This window comes from Micromonospora sp. KLBMP9576 (genome assembly GCF_050941805.1).
Taxonomy (GTDB): domain Bacteria; phylum Actinomycetota; class Actinomycetes; order Mycobacteriales; family Micromonosporaceae; genus Micromonospora.
Genome location: NZ_CP194567.1, coordinates 6,002,959 through 6,026,758, shown reverse-complemented (window position 1 = coordinate 6,026,758; position 23,800 = coordinate 6,002,959). Strand labels below are relative to the sequence as shown.

The following is a 23,800-nucleotide window of genomic DNA, read 5'->3' as shown; positions in this document are numbered from 1 at the left end:
CTGTGTGGAGCCGGTCCGGGTCGCGGAAGGTCTGGCGGTTCCGGGGATGCGGTGTGTCGGGGGTGGCCGATAGCGTGTCAGGTCCGAGGGGCGGTCGGTCGTGCGACCGCGTCGGGTCTGGGGGTTCGCGATGAGGTTGCCGCGTTCGGCTGCGGGATGGACGATCGCGGTCTTCGGCGTGCTGGCCCTGGTGATGGGGGCGGTCGGGCTGGTCTGGCCGGAGGCGCTGCTGCGCCTGCTCGGCTTCGAGGTGCCGGCGACCCGGGCGGTCGGCGACCACACGGGCACCTTTCTGACGGCGTCCTCGATGGCCTCGTTCAACATGGGTGTCTACTACCTGCTCGCCACCGCCACCGAGTGGCGGCCGTTCTTCCGCTTCACCGTGGTGTTCCGGCTGGTCACGTTCGCGGTCTTCAGCATCGCGGTGTTGGCCGGCATCGCGCCCGACCGGTTCTTCGGGGTGGCGGCCTGGGAGGGCCTCGGCGCGGTGGCGACCGCCGTCGGTCTCTGGTGGGACGGCCGCCGCGCGGGTGCGGAAACGGTGGGCGATCCGGGCGGCTCGGTCGCCGGTGCCGTCCCCGCCGCTGATGCGGTTCACTGAGCCGCCGGTCCGATTGGGTATTTTCGAAGCTGTGACCGCGACCCCGCCCGGTGCCCTGCCGCTGCCCATTGTGCCCGGTCTAACCGATTTGCGCGTGTTTGCCAGGGGTGGGTACGCGACCATCTACCAGGCGACCCAGATCTCGGTCGGGCGCGAGGTCGCGGTCAAGGTGGAGAATCGCACGCTCGACAGCGAGCACGACCAGGCCCGGTTCCTGCGCGAGGCGCGGGCCGCCGGGCGGATGTCGTCGCACCCGCACGTGGTCGACCTCTTCGACGTCGGGGTGACGATCGACCAGCATCCCTACCTGATCATGGAGCTGTGCGACGGCTCGTACGCGGAGCGGATGCGGACCTCGCCGCTCGGGCCGGCCGAGGCGCGCGACCTCGGGGTGAAGATCGCCGACGCGATCGCCCACTCGCACGCCGCCGGCGTGCTGCACCGCGACGTCAAGCCGGCCAACATCCTCCACTCGCACTTCAACCCGGCGGTGCTGGCCGACTTCGGGCTCGCCGTGGTGGCCGAGATGCGCGACGCCACGGTCGCCCTGGAGGTGCTCACCCCGGCCTACGCGCCGCCGGAGATGTTCAACCACAGCCCGCCGTCGCCCGCCGTCGACGTCTACGCCCTCTGCGCCACCCTCTACGCGGTGATGCACGGCCGTCCGCCGCGCTGGCAGTCCGAGCGCAACCCCAGCCTGGTCACCGTGCTGGAGATGTTCCACCAGCCGGTGCCCGCCCTGCCCGGTGTGCCCGGGGCGATGATCGACGTGCTGCGGGTCGGGATGTCCAACGATCCCGGCGAGCGCCCCTCGGCCATCGAGCTGCGCGACCTGCTGGCCGGCCTGGCGTTGGGTGCCGACGGCTCCTCGCCGGGCGGGGCGGGTGTGCCCTGGGTCCCGGTCGGTGGCGGTGCCGCCCCCGCCGGCCCGTACCCCGTCGACCGGGCCTCCGGGCCCGCCCCACGACCGCCGGTGGAGGATCCCCACCCGACGGTGCCCACGGTCGGTCAGCGGCGTCGGCGGCGCTGGTTCCTCGGCGGCGCCGGGATGGTCGCGATGGCCGCCTCGGCCGGCGCGGGAGCCTGGCTGGCCGGCGCGGCGTCCACCCCCGGCCCGACGCCGACGGCCGACGCGGCCACGACGAGCGTGGCGGCGACGAGCGTCGTGCTGCCCGCCTGTGCCCTGACGGCCGGGCTGCCCGCCGGCGCGGGCTGCGCCGACGAGTTGGAGTGCTTCGGGCCGATGGAGGTGCGCGGCGCGCGGGCCCGCGCGGCCCGGGTGCCCTGCGCCGGCCCGCACACCTGGGAGAGCTACGCCGAGGGCCTGCTCCCCGACGCCCTGGTGGGGGCCGGCCACGACCTGGTCAGCGCGGACGCGGCGGTCCGCCGGGTCTGCAACGAGACCACCTTCCGGATCACCAGCGGGATCAGCTACCCGGACGGCTGGAACCTCGAGGTGCTGCCGCCGGCCGGGGCGGACACCGACCGGACCTACCGCTGCCTGGCCGGGCGCGGGCTCGACGCGCTCGCCTCACCCACCCTCACGGGCCGCTGAGCCGCCGCGCCCCCGGTGGCGTTCCCGCATGGCGCGGACCGCCTCCCGGTGGTCGAGCGACTCCAGCGTGTCGGCGTCGACGCCGTACAGGCCCTCGGGCGGCCCCGCAATGCCCGGCGGGGCCGCCGGCTGCGCGTCCCCCTCCTGCCGCGCGGCCGCCACCGACACCGCCGCGATCATCGTCGACAGGACGCAGAGCAGCGCCAGGACCACCCCGACCAGGTCCTGCCGCCCCCACACGATCAACGTCACCAGCAGGGCGACGGCGACCAGCGCCGCGACGACCGCCTTCGCCCGCGCGTCGGGCCTCGGAATGCTCACCCGTCCAAGCATGTCCGCGCGGGGGCTGCTGTCAACCGGCGGAGTCGCCACCGGTGACCCCGCCTGGGCGGTCGCGGGCCCCGGCGCCCGCCAGTCGGGCCGGCCCGGGCGAGGGCGGTGAGGGCGGTGAGGGCGGGCAGTAGCGTCGACAATGAATTCTTCGTTACGGACCCCGCGGGATTGTCGGATATATGGCCACACGCCGGCCCGTATTCATGTTCCGTGCTCCCTAGAGTGACGGTGGTCGAGCCCTGACTCGATGCTCCTGTCGCCCACCGGAAGGCGTCCACATGCCAAGACGAAACCGGTCCCTCGCCGCTGCGGGAATCGCCGGCGTCCTCCTAGCCGGCGCGGCGGTCGCACCCGCCACCGCCGCACCGTCCCCCGCCCGCGGCGACCGTCCGGTCACCTCCGACCGGACCAGCCCCCAGGAGGCCCGCCGGGTCGACCGGGTTCCCACACCCGACCTCGACTGGTACGCCTGCTACGACTACGCCGAATGCGCCACCGTCCAACTGCCGTTGGACTACGACCGGCCGAACGGCCCGACGACCGAGGTCGCCCTGCTGCGGGTCAAGGCGCGCGACCAGCAGGCCAGGATCGGCAGCCTCTTCGTCAACCCGGGCGGCCCCGGCGGCTCCGGCACCGACATCGCGCTCGCCGCGCCGTACTTCCTCGGCGACGAGGTGCTCGACCGCTTCGACATCGTGGGCGTCGACCCGCGCGGGATCGCGGCCAGCCAACGGGTCAAGTGCTTCCCGTCCGTGAAGGAGCAGAGCCGGGCGTACGCCGGGCTGAACGTGGCGTTCCCGTGGACGAAGGCCGAGGAGAAGGCGTACGTGGCCTCCTCGAAGGCGGTCGGCAAGGGCTGTTCCACCACGGGCAAGCCGCTGACCGGCGCCATGTCGACGGCCGAGGTCGCCCGGGACATGGACGTGCTGCGCCGCGCCGTGGGCGACCCCAAGCTCACCTACCTCGGCTTCAGCTACGGCAGCGTGCTCGGCCAGTACTACGCCAACATGTTCCCGGACCGGATCCGCGCCCTGGCGATCGACGGGGTGCTCGACCCCGACGAGTGGGTCGGCCAGGGTGCCGCGCGCAAGCTGTCCCAGGAGGACCGGATGCGCAGCGCACAGGGCGCGTACCGGGCGCTGCGGGAGATCCTGGCGCGCTGCGACCGGGCCGGCGCGCAGGCGTGCCCGCTGGCCGCCGGTGACCCCGTCGCGTCGTTCGAGCTGGTCGCGAAGCGGCTGCGGGCCAAGCCGGTGGTGATCGAGGACCCCGACTTCGGCTCGGTCACCATCACGTACGCCGACTTCGTCTCCGCCAGCCTGGGGGCGCTCTACGGGCCGGTGGGCTACTCCGACATCGTCGACATCACCACCACCCTGCTGGTGCTCACGGACCCGGCGTCGTCCCCGGCCGCCCGCCGCCCGGCGTCGGCCACGCTGGCCCGGCACGCCGCCAAGGCCCGCGAGCAGGCACGACGGTACGACTTCCCGTACGACAACGGGCTGGAGACCTTCCTCGGGGTGGACTGCACCGACGGGTACCACCCGAAGGACGCCGGCTCGTTCCCGGCGCTGGCCGCGAAGGCCGACAGGCGCGACCCGTACTTCGGTCGGCTCTGGACGTGGGGCACCGCACCGTGCGCCCGCAAGACCTGGACGGTGCGCGACTCCGACGCCTTCACCGGGCCGTTCAACCGGCGCACCGGCGCACCAGTGCTGGTGGTCGGCAACTACTGGGATCCGGCGACCAACTACCGGGGTGCGGTGAGCTCGGCCCGGCTGCTGCCGAACAGCCGCCTGCTCAGCAGCGACAGCTGGGGGCACACCGCGTACGGCACGTCGGCCTGCGCCACCGGCGCGATCGACGCGTACCTGCTGCGGGGGGCGTTGCCGGCCAACGGCAAGGTCTGCGTGGGCGACATCCAGCCGTTCGTCGACCCGCCGGCGGCGGCGAGCCGGCGGGCGGAGTCGTCGAAGAGCGCGCTGTCGGCCCAGGGGGCCCCGGGCCGGGGCGAGCCGAAGCGGCTCCCCCCGGTCGTGGCTCCGCTGCCGGCGGTCGGCACGCTGACCGTCCGCTGAGGACCGGGGGTGCGGTGGGCGATCGGCCACCCGCCGCGCCCCCGGTCGGTCACGGGCGCCCCCTTAGGCGGGTGCCCGTGACCGCGTCACCTCCGACGCCACGGCTGGCCGTCCCCGGGAGATCTCGGCAGCAGAATGCCCAGGTAGGGGCCGCGGTGGCAGCAGCCGGCGGTGAATCGTCTGCGACATCAGCTCGAAAGCGTCCCACGGGTGGAGCCCCGCCGGCCGAAACCCCTCCGCCGGCCCCTCAGTAGGACTTGTCCTGGCCGAGGACGTGTTGGGCGACGAAGTTGAGGATCATCTCGCGGCTGACCGGGGCGATCCGGCCGGCGCGCACGGCCCCGAGCAACGTGGCGACGCCGTACTCGGTGGTCATGCCGGCCCCGCCGAGCACCTGCACGGCGGTGTCGACGGCCAGCGCGGCGGCCTCCCCGGCGGCGTACTTGGCCATGTTGCCGGAGACCCCGGCCTCCAGGTCGCGGCCCTCGTCGTAGAGGGTGGCCGCCTTGTGGATCATCAGGCGGGCCAGCTCGACCTGCACGGCCGCGTGCGCGAGCGGGTGGGCGACACCCTGGTGGGAGCCGATGGTACGGCCGCCCCAGACCTTGCGGGTGGCGGTGTAGTCCGAGGCCCGCTCGATGGCGTACCGGCCGGTGCCGGCGCCCATCGCGGCGACCGTGATCCGCTCGGGGTTGAGCCCGGCGAAGAGCGCCGGCAGGCCGGCGTCCAGCGACTCGCCGACCAGCGCGTCGGCGGGCAACCGCACGTCGTCGAGGTAGAGCAGGAACTGGTTCTCCGGGGACAGGATCTCCATGTCCAGCTTGGAGCGGGTCATCCCCGGCGCGTCGGTCGGCACGATGAACAGCGCCGGCTTCAGTTTCGGCGGGGCCGTGCCCCCCGCGCCGGGCCGGTCGTCCTCGACAGCGACCCGGGCCACCACCAGCACGTACGACGCCTCGTCGACGCCCGAGATGTAGCACTTACGGCCGGAGACCAGCCAGTCGTCGCCATCGCGGCGGGCCACCGTGCCGAGCCGGTGGAAGTTGGAGCCGGCCTCCGGCTCGGTGATCGCGAAGACCACCTTCAGCGAGCCGTCGGCGAAGCCGGGCAGGAAGCGCTTGCGCTGCTCCTCGGTGCCGTGCCGGGCGATCACCGTGGCCGCGATGGCGGGGGAGACCACCATCAGCAGCAGCGGGCAGCCGGCCGCCGCCAGCTCCTCGCAGACGATGGACAGCTCGGTGATCCCGCCCCCGCCGCCGCCGTACTCGGTGGGGACGTTGACCCCCAGGTAGCCCAGCCGGCCGGCGTCGGCCCACAGCTCGGTGGTGTGCTCGCCGGCCTTCGCCTTCGCGACGAAGTACTCGTGGCCGTACCGCCGGCCCAGCGCGCGCACGGCGTCGCGGAGCTGGTCCTGTTCGGGGGTGAGGTCGAAGTTCATCAGGGGGCCTCCAGGATCATTCGGGGTTGACCACGGCCAGCACGGCGCCCGTGTCGACCTGCCCGCCGGCCGCGACCGGCAGCTCGGCCACCACGCCGTCGGACGGGGCGAGCACGGGGTGTTCCAGCTTCATCGCCTCCAGGGTCAGCAGCAGGTCGCCTGCCGCCACCCGCCGCCCGACCTCGACGTGCAGCCGGGTGACCGTGCCGGGCAGCGGCGCGACCAGCGACCCGGCGGCCAGTTCCACCGTGGGCTCCCCGAAGCGCGGCAACCCGATCAGGCTCACCGCCCCGTCCGGGCCGTCCACGAAGACGCCCGAGGACACCCGGTGCACGCGGTACGCCCGGCGCACCCCGTCGACGTCGAGCACCACCCGGTCGGGGGTGGCCGACACCAGCGCCACGCTCGGCGGCCCGGCGTCTCCTGCCGGGGTGGTGGCCCACTCGGCGAGCGCGCCCGCGCGGTCCAGCCGGTAACGGACCTCGATCTCGCCCCCGTCCGGGCCGGCGAAGCGGGTGACCTGCGCGAACGCGGGCACGTTGCGCCAGCCGGACGGGAGGCCGGCGAGCACCGGCGCGTCGGCCCGCCGGGCGGCGGCACAGGCCAGGGCGGCGGCCAGGGCGGCGAGCGGCAGCCCGCCGGCCGGCAGCAGCGGGGCGAACACCTCGGGATGCCGGTCGAGGAAACCGGTGTCGATCGCGGCGGCCCGGAAATCCCCGCTGCGCAGCACCCGGACCAGCAGGTCCCGGTTGGTGGCCACGCCGTGCAACTCGGCCCCGGCGAGCGCCCCGGCGAGCGCCCGGGTCGCCTCCGCCCGGGTCTCGCCGAAGGCGATCAGCTTCGCCAGCATCGAGTCGTAGTGCACGCCGACCGTCGAGCCGTCGACCACGCCGGAGTCGAGCCGCAGGCCCGGCCCGGCCGACGCCCCGAACTCGGTGACCACCCTCGGCACCGCGAACCGGTGCAGCGTCCCCGTCGCCGGCCGCCAGCCCTCGGCCGGGTCCTCCGCGCAGAGGCGCACCTCGATGGCGTGGCCCCGGGTCGGCGGCGTCGCCGCCAGCGGCAGCGCCTCGCCCTCGGCGACGAGCAGTTGCAGGCGGACCAGGTCCAGCCCCGTCACCGCCTCCGTGACCGGGTGTTCGACCTGGAGCCGGGTGTTCATCTCCAGGAAGAAGAACTCACCCGTCGGGGCGAGCAGGAACTCCACGGTCCCCGCGCCCACATAGTCGACGGCCCGGCCGGCGGCCACCGCCGCCTCGTGCAGCCGCTCGCGCAACCCGGCCGGTACGACCGCCGGGGCCTCCTCGACGATCTTCTGGTGCCGGCGCTGGATCGAGCACTCGCGCTCGCCCAGGGCGAGCACCGTGCCGTGCGTGTCGCCGAAGATCTGCACCTCGACGTGCCGGCCGCGCTCGACGTACCGCTCGACGAAGACCGTGCCGTCGCCGAACGCCGCCGCGGCCTCGCGACGCGCGGAGGCGACGGCCTCGGCGAGGTCGGCGGCGGCGCGGACGATCCGCATGCCACGCCCACCGCCGCCCGCGGACGCCTTGACCAGCACCGGAAAATCGGTGATCTCGTCGGCGTCACCCCAGGTGGGCAGCATCGGCACGCCCGCCTCGGCCAGCAGCGCCTTCGCCGCCATCTTGTCGCCCATCGCGGCGATCGCCTTGGCCGGCGGGCCGACCCAGCTCAGCCCCGCGTCCGCCACCGCCGCCGCGAACTCGCCGTTCTCGGCGAGGAAGCCGTAGCCCGGGTGCACGGCGTCCGCGCCGGACCTGCGGGCCGCGTCCAGGATCAGATCGATCCGCAGGTACGTCTCGGCGGGCGTGTCACCGGGCAGCCGGACGGCGTGGTCGGCCTCGGCGACGAACGGGGCGTCGGCGTCGGCGTCGGAGTGCACCGCCACCGTCTCGACGCCCAGCGCCCGGCAGGTCGCGAAGACCCGGCGGGCGATCTCGCCCCGGTTCGCCACGAGCAGTCGGGTGATCATCAGGCTGCCTGCCTCTCGGTCACGGCTGGGGGATTCGTGCTCACGGGGGTCACATCCGGAAGACGCCGAAGCCGTCGGCGCCCCTGACCGGTGCGGTGTGGATCGCCGACAGGCAGAGCCCGAGGACCGTGCGGGTGTCCCGGGGGTCGATCACCCCGTCGTCGTAGAGCCGGCCGGAGAGGAAGAGCGCCCCGGACTGCGACTCGATCTGCTGCTCGACCATCATCCGCATCGCCGCGTCGGAGTCCTCGTCGTAGTCGCGGCCCCGGGCGGCGGCGGCCTGCCGGGCCACGATGGAGAGCACGCCCGCGAGCTGCGCCGGCCCCATCACCGCCGACTTCGCGTTCGGCCAGGTGAAGAGGAACCTCGGCTCGTACGCCCGGCCACACATCCCGTAGTTGCCGGCCCCGTACGACGCGCCGAGGTTGACCGTCAGGTGCGGCACCGTCGAGTTCGACACCGCGTTGACCATCAGGGCGCCGTGCTTGATGATGCCGCGCTGCTCGTACTCGGTGCCGACCATGTAGCCGGTGGTGTTCTGGAGGAACACCAGCGGGGTGTCGGCGGCGTTGGCGAGCTGGATGAACTGGGCCGCCTTCTGCGCCTCCTCGCTGAACAACACGCCCCGGGCGTTGGCCAGCACCCCGACCGGGTAGCCGTGCAGCTCGCCCCAGCCGGTCACCAGGGCGGTGCCGTACGCCGGCTTGAACTCGTCGAACTCGCTGCCGTCGAGCACCCGGGCCAGCACCTCGCGCGGATCGAACGGCACCTTCAGGTCGGCGCTGGCGATGCCGAGCAGCTCCTCCGGGTCGTACCTCGGCGGCTGCGGCGACGGGTTGCGCGGCGGCGGGCCCTGCTTGCGCCAGTTCAGCCGGCGTACGCACTGCCGGGCCAGCCGGATGCCGTCGCGCTCGTCGGAGGCGAGGAAGTCGGCCAGGCCGGACGTCGAGGCGTGCATCGCCGCCCCGCCCAGGGACTCGTCGTCGGTGACCTCACCGGTGGCCATCTTCACCAGCGGCGGCCCGGCCAGGTAGACCTGCGACCGGTCCCGGATCATGATCACGTGGTCGGACATCCCCGGCACGTACGCGCCCCCGGCGGTGGCGTTGCCGAAGACCACGCTGACCGTGGGGATCTTCGCGGCCGAGAGCCGGGTCAGGTCGCGGAACACCCGGCCGCCCGGAATGAAGATCTCCGCCTGGGTGGGCAGGTCCGCGCCGGCCGACTCGACCAGGTTCACCATCGGCAGCCGGTTGGCCAGGGCGATCTCGCCGGCCCGACGCGTCTTGGCGAGCGACCACGGGTTGACCGCGCCGCCGCGTACCGTCGGATCGTTCGCGACGATGAGGCACTCGACGCCCTCGACGACGCCGATGCCGGTCACCACGCTCGCGCCCACGGGAAAGTCGGTGCCGTGCGCCGCCACCGGGGACAACTCCAGGAACGGGGCGTCCGGGTCGACCAGCAGCTCGATGCGCTCCCGGGCAAGCAGCTTGCCCCGCCCGTGGTGCCGGGTCACGTACTTGTCGCCGCCTCCCGCGCGGGCCTGGTCGAGGGCGGCCTCCAGCTCGGCGAGGCGCTCCAGCAGGGCCTCCCGGTTGGCCCGGTGCCCCGGCGAGGTCGGGTCGGTCGCGCTGCGCAGAATGCTCACAGGCCGATGCCTTTCGCGATGATCTCGTTCATGATTTCGGTGGTGCCGCCGCCGATGCCGAAGATCCGGGCGTCCCGGTAGTGCCGCTCCACCTCGGCGGCGCGCAGGAAGCCGTAGCCGCCGTGCAACTGCAACGCCTGGTCGACCACCTCCGCGCAGGCGGCCACCGCGACGTTCTTCGCCATCGCCACCTCCGTCACCACCGGCTCGCCCGCCGCCACCCGCGTCGCGACCTGATGCACGTACGCGCGGGCCGCCTCGGTGCGGGTGTGCATCTCGGCCAGCCGGTGCCGGAGCAACTGCCGGCTGGCCAGCGGACGGCCGAACGTGGACCGGTCCCGGCACCAGTCGACCGCCAGCTCCACGCAGCGCTGCGCGGTCGCGTACGCCTGGGTGGCGAGCGAGAGCCGCTCGGCGGCGAAGTTCTGCATGATCGACAGGAAGGCGGTGTCCTCCGCGCCGACCCGGTTCGCCACCGGCACCCGGACGTCGACGAAGGACAGCTCGGCGGTGTCCGAGCAGTGCCAGCCGAGCTTCTCCAACGGGGGCCCGACGGTGAAGCCCGGCGTGCCCTTGTCGATGACCAGCAGGGTCAGCGCACCGGAGCCCGGCGGCAGGGTGCAGACGGCGGTGGTCACGAAGTCGGCGCGCACACCGCTGGTGATGTAGGTCTTCGACCCGTTCACCACGTAGTGGTCGCCGTCGCGGTCCGCGCGGGTGCGGATGCTCGCGACGTCGGAGCCGCCGTCGGGTTCGGTGATCGCCAGCGCGCCGATCGTCGTGCCGGCCAGCGTCGGCCGGACGTACCGCTCGATCAGCTCCGCGTCGCCGGAGGCGACGATGTGCGGCAGCGCGATGCCGTGGGTGAAGAGCGCGGCGATCAGGCCCGACGATCCGCCGGACCGGATGATCTCCTCGGTGACGACGATCGAGTCGAGCAGGTCCCCGCCGCTGCCGCCGACCGCCTCCGGGAAACCGATGCCGAGCAGGCCGAGTTTGGCGGCGGTGGCGTGCAGGTCGCGGGGGATCGCGCCGGCCCGCTCCCAGTCATCGAGGTGCGGCAGCACCTCCCGGGTGACGAAGGCCCGGGTCAGTTCGCGTAGCTGTCGGCGCTCCGGCGTGTCCACGATGGTCATCGCCCCGCCCCGGGCGTCGGGTGCGCCGGCAGGTCGACATGGCGGGAGCGGAGCAACTCGCCGAGCGCCTTGGCCTGCGGGTCGAACCGGGTGGAGGCGGCCACCCCCTGCCCGAGCAGCCCCCGGATCACGAAGTTGACCGCCCGCAGGTTCGGCAGCTCGTACCGCTCGACGTCCAGCGGGGCGGTCTCCGGCAGCAGCTCGCGCAGCCGGTCCTCCGTGAGCCAGCCACGCAGCCACGACCAGCTCGCGTCGGTGCGGGCCCAGACGCCCAGGTTGGCGTCGCCACCCTTGTCGCCGGAGCGGGCACCGACCAGCTCGCCGAGCGGTCTCCGCCGGGTGGGGTGGCCTGCCGGCGTGGCCGGTGCCGGGCCGGCCGGCGGCACCGGCCGGCGGGGCGATTCGGCGGGGGGTGCGTCGAGCGGCTCGTCGGGTGGGCCGGCGGTGCGCGCCGGCGGCGGGATCGGCACCCGCGCCCCGGAGGGCAGCACCGCGACGTGCGGCACCGCCTCCTGCGGCACGGCGTCGGCGGTGAACACCCCGTAGGGCGTCGCGTCGCCGGGCAGCGTGGTCAGCGTGCAACCGGGATAGGAGGCCAACGCCAGCTCCACCGCGGCGGCCGAGAAGGCCCGCCCGGCCCGCGCCTTGTCGCTGTCGCGCAGGTGTACGTGCAGCAGCGCGCTCGCCGACTCGGTGTCGGCCGCGTCCGCGTGGTCGGTACGGGCCAGGGTGAACTCCAGCCCCTGGGTGCCGACCGCCGCCTCCACCTGGCCCCGGACCAGGGCCGCCTTGGCGGGGATGTCGAGCCCGCACAGGACGAAGGTCATCGAGTTGCGGAAGCCGCCGAGGTTGTTGACGCCGACCTTCAGGGTGTCCGGCGGGGCTGCGCCCCGGACCCCGCTCACCCGCACCCGGTCCGGCCCGTCGGCGCTCAGCTCGACCGTGTCCAGCCGGGTCACCACGTCCGGCCCGAGGTAGTCCGGCCCACCGATCTCGTAGAGCAGTTGGGCGGTGACCGTCTCCACGGTTACCGCGCCGCCCGTACCGGCGTGCTTGGTGATGACGCAGGAGCCGTCGGGGTGCAGCTCGGCGACCGGGAAGCCGGGGCGTCGCCCGCCGTCGGGCAGTTCGGTGAAGAAGCTGAAGTTGCCGCCGGTGACCTGCGCCCCGCATTCGAGGAGGTGGCCGGCCACGGTCGCCCCGGCCAGCGCGTCCAGCTCGTCGCGGCCCCAGTCGAAGCGGGCGATCGCCGGCCCGACCACCAGCGACGCGTCGGTCACGCGGCCGGTGACCACCACGTCGGCCCCGTCGGTCAGGCAGGCCGCGATGCCGTACGCGCCCAGGTAGGCGTTGGCCGTCAGCGCGTCGGGGCGGGCGAGGGCGTCGCCCTCGACGTGTCCGACCCGCACGGTCAGGCCGAGCCGGTCGGCGAGCGACCCGATGGCGGCGGCCAGGCCGGCCGGGTTCAGCCCGCCGGCGTTGGTCACGATCCGTACGCCACGCTCCAGTGCGGTGCCGAGGCAACCCTCCAACTGCCGCAGGAAGGTCTTCGCGTAGCCGAGGGACGGGTCGCGCAGCCGGTCCCGCCCGAGGATCAGCATGGTCAGCTCGGCCAGGTAGTCGCCGGTCAGGACGTCGAGTTCGCCGCCGTCGAGCATTTCCCGCCAGGCGCTGGACCGGTCCCCGTAGAAGCCGGAGGCGTTGCCCACACGCAGTACGCGGCTCATGCCGCCACCCCGCCCGCCGGCCCGGTGAGGCCTGTCGCGCCGGAGTGGGCGGCGAGTGGCGGGCGACCGGGGCCGGGCGGGCCGGCGAAGGCCTGCGCCACGTCCAGCCAGGCGTCGGCGACCGGGCCGGCCGCCGTGAGGGACAGGTCCGCGCGGTGCCGTCGCTGGGTGACCAGCAGGCAGAAGTCCAGCGCCGGGCCGGTGACCCGGTCTGCGGCGTCGGCCGGGCCGTACGTCCAGGTGGCGCCGTCCGGTGCCCCCAGCTCGACCCGGACCGGCACCGTCGGCGCCGGTCGGCCGTGGGCGGCGAAGCTGTGTCCGAGGGTACGGAAGCCGAGGTGCGCGACGTGCCGCAGCCGGGCCGTGCCGGTGCGGGTGACGCCGAGCGCGTCGGCCACGTCGGTGCCGTGCGCCCAGGTCTCCATGATGCGGGCGGTGACCATCGAGGCGGGCGACATCCGCGTGCCGAACCAGGGCAGCTTGCCCCCGGCCGGCACCCGCGCCAGCGCGTCGGCGAGGGCCGCCCGCCCGGCCCGCCAGCGGGGGAGCAGCTCGGTCGGCGGGGCGAGGAACTCCTGTGCGCCGGCGTCGACGAGCCGGGCGGGGTCATCGGCGGCGAGCACGGCGGCGAGGAACGCCTCGGCGTCGGTGGCGGCGAGCAGCGCCACGTGGTCGGTCCAGGCGAGGTGGGCGACCTGGTGCCCGACGCTCCAGCCCGGCGACGGCGTGGCCGACCCCCAGTCGGCGGGCGGCGGGCCGGCCACCATGTCGTCGAGTTGGGCGGACTCGTCGGCCAGATCCGCGAGCAGGTCCTTGAGGTCGACCATGGTGCCTCCCGGGGCTGGGCGGGCGGTCAGGGGGTGAGCAGGGTGGCGAGCTGACGTTTCCAGGTGTGCAGCAGGGCGGTGCGGCGGGCCGAGTCGTCGTTGAGCAGGTTGGCCACGCCGAGCCCGCGGAGCAGGTCGAGCGTCGCCTGCACGGCCTCGCGCACGCCGGGGCGGCGTTCGTCCACGTCGAGCAGTGCGACGGTGAGCCGGTGCATCTCGCGGCCGACCCGGGCCTCCAGCGGGACCAGGGCGTCGCGCAGCTCCCGGTCGGTGCGCGCGGCGACCCACAGTTCGAGGGCGGCGACGAAGAGCGGGCCGGTGAAGGCCGCGCCGAGCAGGTCGATCACCCGGTCGAGTCGTTGCGGGCCGGGCGGCAGCGCCTCGGCCTCGGTGCGAAGCTCCGCGGCCCGCCGGTCGGCGAGGTGGGCGACGGCGGCCGTGACCAGCGCGGCCTTGGTGGGGTAGTGGTGCAGTTGGGCTCCGCGCGAGACGCCGGCGCGGGCCGCGACGACGGTGGTGGTGGTGCCGGACCAGCCGTGCTCGACGAGGCACTCGACGGTCGCCTCCAGCAGCCGGGCCTGGGTGGCGCGGCTGCGCTCCTGCTGAGGGACGCGGGTCGATGGGGGCACGGGGACAGCGTGCCGCGCCAGAAACAAACAGTCAAGACTGACTTTTTTGTGTCCCAGCGCGGCGGGCCGGAGTCGCCGGTGCCTCCCTTTGGAGCTGATGTCGCAAACGATTCACCCGTCCCCACCCGGCCCGGGGGGTCCCGGTCGCGCTCCTTGAAGACCTTGGGACGCAGCGTCCCTGGTCGCGCTCCTCGAAGACCTTGGAGCGCACCGGCCCCCGGAGGGGCCGTTTCTTGCCAAGATCTTGTGGGCGGTCGTGGTCGGCGCGGATGGGGGCGGCTCCGGGACCTCCGGGATCCCCGCTGACGTCGCGGCCGGCCCCGGCTCGGAGAGGGACGTGGTGGCGCTCGGCCGGATCATGGTGGTGGTCGGCCGGCTCGGCCGGATCGTGGTGGCGGCCGGCCCGGCTCGAAGGGTCGTTGTGGCGACCCGCCGGCCACGCTCAGCGGCCGTCGCGTGGGCCGAACGTCGCGAGCGCGTCGGCGTCACTGTGCCGGGAGCGCAGGTACTCGTCCGCCCACGCGGCGGCATCCGGGAAACCCGACTCCGAGGCCACCCGGGCGCAGGCGGCGTCCACGTCGAAGGGGGTACGCCGCAGGTGCGCGCCGGGCCCGAGGAGGGCCCAGTAGGCGCCGGGGCCGCCGTAGGGCATCCCGACGCTGCCCGGGTTGACGATCAGCCGGCCCTCCGCCAGCCGGGTGAACGGCATGTGGGTGTGCCCGCAGACCACGGTTGTCACCTCGGCCGGCAGATCCGCCAGCACCTCGGCCCAGCGCTCCACCCGGGAGTCGACGAGCACGACCTCCTCGTCGTCGCGGGGGGTGGCATGGCAGAACAGCACCGGGCCGAGACCGGCGACCTCCAGCGTGACCGTCAGCGGCAGCGCCGCCAGCCGGGCCACCTGGTCGTCGCGGAGCTGGTCCGCCGCCCAGTTGGAGACGTCGTACGGGCAGGGGTGGCCGGAGCGCACGGCTACCAGTTCGCGGTCCGCGTTGCCCCGCACCCAGCAGACCCGCTCACCGAGATCGGCCAGCACGTCCAGCACCTCGACCGGCTGCGGGCCGGCCGCGATGTCGCCGGTGAGCACGATCAGGTCGGCGGCGGCGACGTCCGGCTCGGCCAGCACGGCCTCCAGCGCCGGGAGCGCGCCGTGGATGTCGGAGAGGACGGCGACCCGGTTCAGCATCGTTCCACCGTGCCCACCGGTCGCACCGGTGTCCAGCGATTCTGCCGCCGGCAGACGGCGGCGCGGGCGGACGGCATGGGCAACCGGCGGCACGGCCGGACGGCGCGGGTAGACGGCAGCGCCGGAGCGCACGGACTGATGCGGCAGCCGGCGGCGCGGACGGACGTGCACGCCGGCGGGCAGCCAATCGGCCCGCGCCGGTCGGTCGGGCCGGGCGGGCGTCAGACGCGGGCGCGGCGGGCGAGGCGCTCCGGGTCGAGGATGATGATGCTCTTGCCGTCCAGGCGCAGCCACCCACGCGAGGCGAAGTCGGCCAGCGCCTTGTTGACGGTCTCCCGGGAGGCGCCGACGAGCTGGGCGATCTCCTCCTGGGTGAGGTCGTGGGTCACGCGCAGCACGCCACCGTCGCGGGTGCCGAAGCGCCCGGCCATCTGCAGCAGGTTCTTGGCGACCCGGCCGGGCACGTCGGTGAAGATCAGGTCGGCGAGCGAGTCGTTCGTCCGGCGCAGCCTGCGGGCCAGCACCCGGAGCAACTGCTCGGCGATCTCGGGCCGGTTGTTGAGCCACGGGCGCAGGGCCTGCTTGCGCAGCCGGACCAGGCGGGTGTCGGTCACCGCGGTGGCGGTGGCCGTACGCGGCCCGGGGTCGAAGAGCGACAACTCGCCGACCATGTCCGACGGGCCCATCACCGCGATCAGGTTCTGCCGGCCGTCGGCCGCCCGCCGACCGACCTTGATCTTTCCGGACAGCAGAATGTAGAGGCTGTCGCCGGGCTCGCCCTCGTTGAAGACGATCTCGCCCTTGCGGACCTCGATCGTCTCCATCTCCTTGGCGAGCGCCTCGGCAGCCTCCGGGTCGACGCCCTGGAAGATTCCACTGCGGGCCAGTACCTCATCCATCGCGCACCTCCGCCAGCGCGTGCCGTCCGTCGGCCGGGTCCGCCGTCCGCTGATCCCTCGCGCGTCGCCAGTCTAGGCGCACGTGAGCAGCAATCAGAGGAGCACCCCTGGAATCTTGATCCTTGGGCGTAACCCGCCCGGCCTGGCCAAGCAGTAAGATCGCGCGCCCGATCGGGTGCCGGCCGGCCCGCCGACACCCGGGTCGTAGGGTCACCGCGTGCTGAGTGAACCCGTGTTGACCACCCGTCGGGAGGACGGTCGGGACGTCCCGCTGCTGGTCTGGCGTGCCGACCGCCCGCTGCGCGCGGTCAGTTCCGCGCCGCTGGGCGGCGGGATCGGCGTCCGGCACTGGGTCGTCAACGCGACAGTGCCCATGTCGTACGACCGGGACGACCCCGCCGCCCACCTGGCCGAACTGGCCGACCGGCTCGACCTCGACGGCCCCGGGGTGGGCCTGCTGACCGGGGTGGACGTGGCCGAAGTGGTCGCCCGGACGGACACCGGCGTGCGGGCCTGGGCGACGGTCGGCCTGGGCACCCCCGTGCGGGCCGCGGAGCCCGCCCCGGCGGCGCTGGCGCAGCGGGTCGGCACCGTCAACATCGTGGTGTACGTCCCCGCCCGGCTCGGCGACGCCGCCCTGGTCAACGCGGTGGCCACGGCCACCGAGGCGAAGGCGCAGGCGATCGGGGAACTGGGCGTGCCCGGCACCGGCACCCCGACGGACGCGGTCACCGTGCTCTGCCCGGTCGACGGACCCGAGTCGGCGTACGGCGGCCCTCGGTCGACCTGGGGCGCCCCGCTGGCCAGGGCCGTGCACGCCGCCGTGACGGCCGGCGGGGCGGGCACCGTGGTCCCCTGGTCGGATCGACCGAAGAGCTGAGAGTTCGTCCGATCGGCTCTCGTGTCGGCGTTGCGCAACCGATAAGGTCGCGCTCGATGTACGCTGCCGCCTCTCCTCTGCGCCGCCGCGCCGCGCTCGCCGTCGGCGTGCTGCTGGCCGTCCTGCTCACCGCCGGCTGCGGGGGGCCCGGCTCCGGGGCCGACCCGGTCTGGCAGCCCGGCGCGGGTGGCGGCGGCAGCGGTGCCCCGGTCCGCTCGGGCGAACCCACCCGGCCCGCGGAGCAGGCGATCTCGCTCTCCGCCACCGGCGACATCATCATCGGCAACGCGCCGAACCGGCTGCCCCCCAACGGCGGGAAGGGCTTCTTCGCCTCGGTCGAGGAGGCGCTCGCGGCCGACCTGGTGATGGGCAACCTGGAGGAGCCGCTCACCGTCGACACCGGCACCGGCAAGTGCGGCCCCGACTCCACCCGCTGCTTCCAGTTCCGGGCCCCGCCGGAATACGCCGCCCACCTGCGCGACGCCGGCTTCGACCTGCTCAACCAGGCCAACAACCACGGCTACGACTTCGGCCCCAAGGGCTACGAGAACACCCAGAAGGCGCTGGAGAAGCACGACCTGGCGCACACCGGGGCGCCCGACCAGATCACCGTGGTGGACGTCAAGGGGGTCAAGGTCGCCGTCGCGGGCTTCTCGTCGTACGTCTGGTCCAACAGCCTCACCGACATCGCCGCGGCGAAGAAGGTGATCACGAAGGCGGCCGGCATGGCCGACGTCGTCGTCGTGCAGGTGCACATGGGCGGCGAGGGGGCCGAGAAGACGCGGGTACGACCGGGCACCGAGATGTTCCTCGGCGAGAACCGGGGCGATCCGGTCAAGTTCTCGAAGGCGATGATCGACGCCGGGGCCGACCTGATCGTCGGGCACGGCCCGCACGTGCTGCGCGGCATGGAGTTCTACCGGGGCCGGCTGATCGCGTACAGCCTGGGCAACTTCGCCGGCGGGGGCAACTCGCTGAGCAACGCCGGCCGGCTCGGCTGGGGCGGGGTGCTGAAGGTGTCGCTGAAGCCGGACGGCAGCTGGGCCGGCGGCTCGTTCGCCTCGACGTACATGAACTCGACAGGCAAGCCGACAATGGACCGCGACGACCGCGGGCTGGGCCTGGTGAAGCAGCTGACCAAGAGCGACTTCCCGGAGACCGGCGCCCGGTTCGACGACTCCGGCGCGATCACCGCGCCGGCCGGCGGCTGACCCGGGCGGCACCACGGGTGGGACCGGGGCCGGCTGTCCGCCCGGCGACGTAGGCTGGCCGGCGTGACCACGAGTTCCGCCGAGTTCACCGAGACCGATCTCGGGCGCACCCGCCGCGCCCGGCGGATCGGCCGGATACTGACCGAAACCCACCCCGACGCGCACTGCGAGCTGGACCACTCCAGCCCTCTGGAGCTTGCCGTCGCGACGATCCTCTCCGCGCAGTGCACGGACAAGAAGGTCAACGAGGTCACCCCGAGGCTCTTCGCCCGCTACCCGACCGCCGCCGACTACGCGGGGGCGGACCGGGCGGAGCTGGAGGAGCTGATCCGGCCCACCGGTTTCTACCGCAACAAGACCGACTCGCTGATCAAGCTCGGTCAGGCCCTCGTGGCGCGCTACGACGGCCAGGTCCCGGGCCGGCTCGCCGACCTGGTGACGTTGCCCGGCATCGGCCGCAAGACCGCCAACGTCATCCTCGGCAACGCCTTCGACGTTCCCGGGATCACCGTCGACACCCACTTCCAGCGGCTGGTGCAGCGCTGGCGGCTGACCGCCGAGACCGACCCGGTCAAGATCGAGCACGCGATCGGGGCGCTCTTCCCGCGGCGCGACTGGACGATGCTGTCGCACCGGATCATCTTCCACGGCCGCCGGGTCTGCCACGCCCGCAAGCCCGCCTGCGGTGCGTGCCCGCTGGCGAAGCTCTGCCCGTCGTACGGCACCGGGCCGATCGAGCCGGCCGCGGCCGCGAAGCTGCTCAAGGGCCCCCGGGCCCGGGACCTGGCGGTGGCCGCCGGGATCGACCCGGAGCTGGTGCCGGTCCAGGCCGTCGTGGCGGAGGCACCGTGAGGCGTCGACTCGCCGCCCTGCTCGTCCCCCTGCTGCTGGCCGCCGGATGCACCGCCGGCACCGAGGAGAAGGAGGCCGGCCCGTCCGAGCGGCAGAAGGCCGCCGCCAGCCGCCCGTCGCCCTTCCAGGACTGCGCCGCCCTCGGCACGCCGCCCGCGTCCGCCGCACCGGCCACCCCGTCGGGCCGCGGGGGGCAGGCGCTGCCCGAGCTGACCCTGAACTGCTTCACCGGTGGCGCCCCCGTCGCCCTGCGGGACCTGCGCGGCCCAGCGGTCGTCAACGTCTGGGCCTCCTGGTGCCCGCCCTGCCGCACGGAGCTGCCGGCCTTCCAGCGGCTCAGCGAACGGTCCGCCGGCCAGCTCCGGGTCATCGGGGTCAACAGCCAGGACGGCCGGGAAGCGGCCCAGGCCATCGGCGAGGACCTGGGCCTCCGCTTCCCGGTGCTGGTCGACCAGGGGGAGAGCCTGAAGCGGGAGCTGAACCGCAAGGGCATTCCCCTCACCGTCTTCGTCGACGCGCAGGGCCACGTCCGGCACGTCGACTCCTCCGGCGCGCTCGACGACGCCCGCCTGGCGGAGCTGGTCCGTCAGCACCTCGGCCTGACGGTGCCGGCGTGAGCCGGCGACCGCCGGACTGGTTCGAGCCGCTGCTGACCCGGCTCGGCACCGCGCGCAGCGAGGACTTCACCCGGCTCGTCACCCCGCAGAGCGGGGGTCGGGAGAGCGCGGTGCTGGTGCTGCTCGGCGAGGAACCCGGCACCGGCCCGGACGTGCTGGTCCTCCAACGGGCCGCCACCCTGCGTAATCACGCCGGTCAGCCCGCCTTCCCCGGCGGTGCGGCCGACCCGGAGGACGCCGACGTGCGGGCGACCGCGCTGCGTGAGGCGAACGAGGAGGTCGATCTCGACCCCGCCAGCGTCACAGTCCTGGCCGAGCTGCCGAAGCTGTGGATCCCGGTCAGCGACTTCGTGGTCACCCCGGTGCTCGCCTGGTGGCACGCCCCGCACCCGGTGCGCCCGAAGGAACCGGCCGAGGTGGCGCACGTGGCCCGGCTGCCGGTCGCGGAGCTGGTCGACCCGGCCAACCGGATGCGGGTACGCCACCCGAGCGGCTGGATCGGCCCGGCCTTCTCGGCGCGCGGCATGCTGGTCTGGGGCTTCACCGGCGGGGTGCTGTCGGCATTGCTGGAGATGGGCGGCTGGGCCCGGCCGTGGCCGCGCGACCGGGTCGTGGACCTGCCGCCGACCGGCGCCACCCCGGCGCCCTCGGCCGGCACCGACGCCGTCGACGAGACCCCGGTGCGCTGACCGGTCGGTCACCTTCCGCAACCGATGGTCATCTCGGGAGCGCGGTGCCCGTACGCTTGACGCGTGTCCGCCGTGGATCTCGTACTGCTGCTGCTCATGCTCGTGTTCGCGATCAGCGGATACCGTCAGGGCTTCGTCACCGGGGCGCTGTCGTTCCTCGGGTTCTTACTGGGTGCGCTGGTGGGCCTGCAGGTGGGGCCGCTGCTGGCCCAGCAGTTCGCTGCCAGCGGCACCCGGGTGCTGATCTCCCTGGTGGCGATCTTCGGGCTGGCGGTCGTCGGCCAGGCGCTGGCCGGCTGGGTCGGCTCCCACCTGCGCCAGGTGATCACCAACAGTGTCGTCCGGCGGGTCGACGACGTCGGCGGGGCGTTCGTCTCGCTCGTCGCCGTGCTGTTGGTCGCCTGGCTCGTCGCGGTGCCGCTCGGCTCGTCCTCGCTGCCCTGGCTGGCCTCCGCGGTACGCAACAGCGCGCTGCTCACCGTGGTCGACCAGGTCCTGCCCGACGAGGCGCAGCAGCTCTCCACGGCGCTGCGGGACACCGTCGACACCAACGGCTTCCCCGACGTCTTCGGCGACCTGGCACCCACCCGGGCCCGGCAGGTGTCCCCGCCCGACCCGGCGCTCGCCGGCTCCCAGGTGGTGGTCAACAGCCAGCGTTCGGTGGTCAAGGTGCTCGGCTCCGCCCCGAGCTGCTCGCGCCGCATCGAGGGCTCCGGCTTCGTCTACGCCGACGACCGGGTGATGACGAACGCCCACGTGGTCGCCGGGACGCGCTCCACCGTCGTCGAACTCAACGGTGACCGGTACGACAGCAAGGTGGTCGTCTACGACCCCGACCGGGACCTGGCCGTGCTGCACGTGCCCGGGCTGCCCGGGCCGTCGATGCGGTTCGCCGCCGGCAACGCGGGCAGCGGCGCGGACGCGATCGTGCTGGGTTTCCCGCTCGACGGGCCGTACAACGCGCAGTCGGCGCGGATCCGGGACGTCGACCGGATCACCGGGCCGGACATCTACTCCGCCGGCAACGTGACCCGGGAGGTCTACACGATCCGGGCGCTCGTGCAGAGCGGCAACTCCGGCGGCCCGCTGGTCTCCTCGAACGGGCTGGTGCTCGGGGTGATCTTCGCGGCGGCGGCCGACGACCCGAACACCGGCTTCGCGGTCACCGCGGCCGAGGCCCGTCCCGTCGCCCTGGCCGGCGCCGAGCGGACCCGCTCCGTCGGCACCGGCGAGTGCACCTGACCGGTCAGCCTCCCCGGCCCGCCGGCCCGACACCGGCGTACGGCCGGCGGGGCGGGTCGGCCCGCCAGACGGTGAGAGCCGCGGCGGTCGCGGCCACCACGGCCGCGCCCAGCAGCCAACCGGCCAGCACGTCACTGGTCCAGTGCACGCCGAGGGCCACCCGGCTGAACCCGGCCACCAGGGCGAGCAGTGGGGCGAGCGTCCACACCACCGCCCGCGTGGCCGGCCGGCCGCGCGGGAGGAACACCACCAGCAGCACCCCGGCGGCGAGAGCGCCGTTGAGCGCGTGCCCGGACGGGAAGGCGAGGCCCGGCGCCTCGGCCACCGGGTCGGGCAGGTCCGGCCGGGGCCGACCCACGAGCAGCTTGAGCAGCGGGCTGAGCAGGCCACCGACCGTCATGGTGACGGCCACCCAGACCGCCAACCGCCGGGCCCCCCGGTGGAGCAGCCAGAGGACCAGGACCAGGGCGCCGACGCGCAGCGGCAGCGGGGCGAACACGTCGGTCCAGAGGGTCATCAGGCGCACCCACGCCGGGTGGTCGGCGGCGTAGCCGGCCAGCGAGTCCGTGACCGTCGTGTCCAGCCGACGCAGCGGCGGCCAGTCTGCCAGCACCAGGAGCGCCAGCAGCGTGACCGGCACCGCCACCAGGAAGGCGGCGGTCACGGCCAGGGTCAACCGCAGGCCCCGAGGGTCGCCCGGGTGCAGGCGGCGGTCACGCCACGAGGAACGCGGCGGGGCGGCGAGCGTACGTGGGCCGGACGGGCTCATGACAGTGCTTCTACCCCCCGCCCGGTCCGGTCAGACCTGGGTGCGCCCCCGTCGACCCCCGAGCCGGGGCGGCCAGCCGGTCCGGGCAGTCCGGCTGCGCAGCAGCAGCGCCCCGGTCAGCAGGGCGGCGAAGAAGGCGGTCGCCGTCCACCACGGCACCGGCGCGGGATCCTGGGTCGGGGTGCCCGCCGACTGCGCCGCCCATCCGGAGCGCTGGTGCGGGCCGGAGAAGCCACGCGGTTCGCCGCCCGCCCCCGCGGCATCCGGTCGGGTCGCACCCGGAGCCGGACCGAACCCCACCACGCCCGGCGAGGAATCGTCGTCCAGCGGGTTGCGGCCCACCGGGCTCACCGGGGCGTCCAGCGCGGCGACCGGGTCGACCATCCCGTACCCGAAGCGGTCGTCACGGCCGTCGGGGCCGATGTCGCGGGCGGTGGTGAGCAGCCGGTTGACCACGTCGCCGGCGGACATCTGCGGGTAGCGGGCCCGCACCAGCGCGGCGGTGGCGGCGACCAGCGGCGCCGCGAAGCTGGTGCCCTGCACCCGCCAGTAGCCGCCCGGCCGGGCGCCGACCAGGCCGGTGGCGGGGGCGGTGAGCACCGTGGCCCGTCCGGTGATCGAACCGGACCAGAGGTTGTCGGTGTCGCGCTCCGACCCGGCGACCGCGATGACGCCCGGCTCACGGGCCGGGTACCAGACCTTCGCGTTGGACGAGGTGTCCAGGTTGCCGGTGCAGGCGACCACGACGACGTCCCGGGCGAAGGCGTAGTCGAGCGCGGCGGCGAGGGCGGGGCTGTCGCCGCCGCCGCCGAGGGACAGGTTGATCACCTGCGCGCCGTTGTCGACGGCCCAGCGCACACCTTTGGCGACGATCAGCGCGTCGTCGTAGCGGTTCTCGGCGTCGAGGACGCGGACGGGGAGGATCCGGGCGTCCGGCGCCAGGCCGACGGCCCCCCGCTTGTCGTCGTTGCGGCCGGCGATCAACCCCGCCACTGTGGTGCCGTGGCCGACCGGGTCGGGGTCGTCGGCCGAACCGGCGGAGACGACCAGGTCGTAGCCGGGCAGCACCTGGCCGGCCAGGTCGGGATGGGTGGCGTCCACGCCGGAGTCGACCACCGCGACCGTGACGCCGCGCCCGGTGGAAATGCGCCACGCGGCCTTTGCCCCCAACGCGTCGAGCTGCCACTGCTCGTCGCGGACCCGGTCGGGGCGGTCCTTGCCGCCGGGGGCCGCGAGCGGCACCGGCACGGCGGCGACCGGGCGCGCGAGCACCCGGGCGGCGGGCTGCCGGGGGGCGGCGCCGGCCGCCGTGACCGGAACCGCGACCGACACGACGGCGACAGCGACACCGAGCAACGCGGGTCCGGCGATCCGCCGAGCCACTGGCGGACAGCTGTGCCGCACGGTCGTCACATCCTCAGGCATTGATCGCGACGCAAACATGACGATCGGAGATTACCGGTTCCTCCCACGCGACGGGGCTGTTC

Annotated in this window: 21 protein-coding genes; 9 read left to right on the top strand and 12 right to left on the bottom strand. The window is 74.4% G+C overall.

All coding sequences use genetic code 11. The features are described 5' to 3' along the window. The first annotated feature begins 130 nt into the window (after positions 1-130). Together ACQ452_RS26825 and ACQ452_RS26820 are read left to right on the top strand one after the other, a co-directional pair. Entirely contained in the window at positions 131-601 is a 471-nt protein-coding gene (locus ACQ452_RS26825) for a hypothetical protein (RefSeq protein WP_433388390.1), read from the top strand. A 31-nt stretch (positions 602-632) separates the two neighbouring features. Next, entirely contained in the window at positions 633-2,156 is a 1,524-nt protein-coding gene (locus tag ACQ452_RS26820) for a protein kinase domain-containing protein (RefSeq protein ID WP_433388387.1), read from the top strand. Here ACQ452_RS26820 and ACQ452_RS26815 read toward each other — a convergent pair. After that, on the bottom strand, positions 2,133-2,477 hold the full coding sequence (locus ACQ452_RS26815) for a hypothetical protein (RefSeq protein ID WP_433388385.1): 345 nt from the start codon (positions 2,475-2,477) through the stop codon (positions 2,133-2,135). The two genes, ACQ452_RS26820 and ACQ452_RS26815, sit on opposite strands and share 24 nt — an antisense overlap. A gap of 290 nt (positions 2,478-2,767) precedes the next feature. On the opposite strand from ACQ452_RS26815, the gene ACQ452_RS26810 reads away from it, so the two are divergent. Next, positions 2,768-4,567 carry an alpha/beta hydrolase gene (locus tag ACQ452_RS26810; RefSeq protein WP_433388383.1) on the top strand — a complete coding sequence of 600 codons (1,800 nt, stop codon included), beginning with the start codon at positions 2,768-2,770 and terminating at the stop codon, positions 4,565-4,567. Positions 4,568-4,814: 247 nt separating this feature from the next. Here the strand turns inward: ACQ452_RS26810 and ACQ452_RS26805 are convergent, their stop codons facing one another. The 9 genes from ACQ452_RS26805 to ACQ452_RS26765 form a co-directional block, all read right to left on the bottom strand. Further along, complete coding sequence (locus ACQ452_RS26805) at positions 4,815-6,005, bottom strand: acyl-CoA dehydrogenase family protein (protein ID WP_433388381.1); 1,191 nt, start codon at positions 6,003-6,005, stop codon at positions 4,815-4,817. A gap of 16 nt (positions 6,006-6,021) precedes the next feature. Continuing rightward, positions 6,022-7,998 (bottom strand): biotin carboxylase N-terminal domain-containing protein, encoded by a 1,977-nt coding sequence (locus ACQ452_RS26800; protein WP_433388379.1) that lies wholly within the window; start codon positions 7,996-7,998, stop codon positions 6,022-6,024. A 49-nt stretch (positions 7,999-8,047) separates the two neighbouring features. Then, a complete protein-coding gene (locus ACQ452_RS26795; RefSeq protein WP_433388377.1) occupies positions 8,048-9,649 on the bottom strand; it encodes an acyl-CoA carboxylase subunit beta in 1,602 nt (533 codons plus the stop codon). After that, the gene (locus ACQ452_RS26790; RefSeq protein ID WP_433388375.1) at positions 9,646-10,785 is read right to left on the bottom strand and encodes an acyl-CoA dehydrogenase family protein; all 1,140 of its coding nucleotides are present in this window, start codon (positions 10,783-10,785) and stop codon (positions 9,646-9,648) included. Before ACQ452_RS26790 ends, ACQ452_RS26795 begins: the two co-directional genes overlap by 4 nt. Continuing rightward, positions 10,782-12,512, bottom strand: a complete 1,731-nt coding sequence (locus ACQ452_RS26785) for an acyclic terpene utilization AtuA family protein (RefSeq protein ID WP_433388374.1) — start codon at positions 12,510-12,512, stop codon at positions 10,782-10,784. Before ACQ452_RS26785 ends, ACQ452_RS26790 begins: the two co-directional genes overlap by 4 nt. Then, on the bottom strand, positions 12,509-13,339 hold the full coding sequence (locus ACQ452_RS26780) for a TIGR03084 family metal-binding protein (RefSeq protein WP_433388372.1): 831 nt from the start codon (positions 13,337-13,339) through the stop codon (positions 12,509-12,511). Before ACQ452_RS26780 ends, ACQ452_RS26785 begins: the two co-directional genes overlap by 4 nt. Positions 13,340-13,365: 26 nt before the next feature. Continuing rightward, the gene (locus ACQ452_RS26775; protein WP_433388371.1) at positions 13,366-13,968 is read right to left on the bottom strand and encodes a TetR/AcrR family transcriptional regulator; all 603 of its coding nucleotides are present in this window, start codon (positions 13,966-13,968) and stop codon (positions 13,366-13,368) included. A gap of 442 nt (positions 13,969-14,410) precedes the next feature. Beyond that, positions 14,411-15,154 carry a metallophosphoesterase family protein gene (locus tag ACQ452_RS26770; protein ID WP_433388369.1) on the bottom strand — a complete coding sequence of 248 codons (744 nt, stop codon included), beginning with the start codon at positions 15,152-15,154 and terminating at the stop codon, positions 14,411-14,413. Positions 15,155-15,375: 221 nt separating this feature from the next. Further along, positions 15,376-16,053 (bottom strand): Crp/Fnr family transcriptional regulator, encoded by a 678-nt coding sequence (locus tag ACQ452_RS26765; RefSeq protein WP_007466162.1) that lies wholly within the window; start codon positions 16,051-16,053, stop codon positions 15,376-15,378. A gap of 217 nt (positions 16,054-16,270) precedes the next feature. Here ACQ452_RS26765 and ACQ452_RS26760 point away from each other — a divergent pair, with 217 nt between their 5' ends. The 6 genes from ACQ452_RS26760 (at position 16,271) to ACQ452_RS26735 (ending at position 21,544) form a co-directional block, all read left to right on the top strand. Further along, positions 16,271-16,933 carry an adenosylcobinamide amidohydrolase gene (locus ACQ452_RS26760; RefSeq protein ID WP_433388367.1) on the top strand — a complete coding sequence of 221 codons (663 nt, stop codon included), beginning with the start codon at positions 16,271-16,273 and terminating at the stop codon, positions 16,931-16,933. 56 nt (positions 16,934-16,989) lie between these two features. After that, positions 16,990-18,144, top strand: a complete 1,155-nt coding sequence (locus ACQ452_RS26755) for a CapA family protein (protein ID WP_433388365.1) — start codon at positions 16,990-16,992, stop codon at positions 18,142-18,144. Between the two features lie 33 nt (positions 18,145-18,177). Further along, positions 18,178-18,996, top strand: coding sequence for an endonuclease III (gene nth, locus ACQ452_RS26750; RefSeq protein ID WP_433394437.1), 819 nt, complete (start codon positions 18,178-18,180; stop codon positions 18,994-18,996). Beyond that, on the top strand, positions 18,993-19,613 hold the full coding sequence (locus tag ACQ452_RS26745; RefSeq protein ID WP_433388363.1) for a TlpA family protein disulfide reductase: 621 nt from the start codon (positions 18,993-18,995) through the stop codon (positions 19,611-19,613). Before nth ends, ACQ452_RS26745 begins: the two co-directional genes overlap by 4 nt. Next, the gene (locus ACQ452_RS26740; RefSeq protein WP_433388361.1) at positions 19,610-20,302 is read left to right on the top strand and encodes an NUDIX hydrolase; all 693 of its coding nucleotides are present in this window, start codon (positions 19,610-19,612) and stop codon (positions 20,300-20,302) included. The genes ACQ452_RS26745 and ACQ452_RS26740 overlap by 4 nt, the downstream gene beginning before the upstream one ends. A gap of 63 nt (positions 20,303-20,365) precedes the next feature. Next, entirely contained in the window at positions 20,366-21,544 is a 1,179-nt protein-coding gene (locus ACQ452_RS26735) for a MarP family serine protease (protein ID WP_433388360.1), read from the top strand. A 4-nt stretch (positions 21,545-21,548) separates the two neighbouring features. On the opposite strand, the gene ACQ452_RS26730 is transcribed toward ACQ452_RS26735, so the two are convergent. After that, positions 21,549-22,313, bottom strand: coding sequence for a phosphatase PAP2 family protein (locus tag ACQ452_RS26730; RefSeq protein ID WP_433388359.1), 765 nt, complete (start codon positions 22,311-22,313; stop codon positions 21,549-21,551). Positions 22,314-22,343: 30 nt separating this feature from the next. Next, positions 22,344-23,738 (bottom strand): type VII secretion-associated serine protease mycosin, encoded by a 1,395-nt coding sequence (gene mycP, locus ACQ452_RS26725; RefSeq protein WP_433388357.1) that lies wholly within the window; start codon positions 23,736-23,738, stop codon positions 22,344-22,346. Between the last annotated feature and the right edge of the window lie 62 nt (positions 23,739-23,800).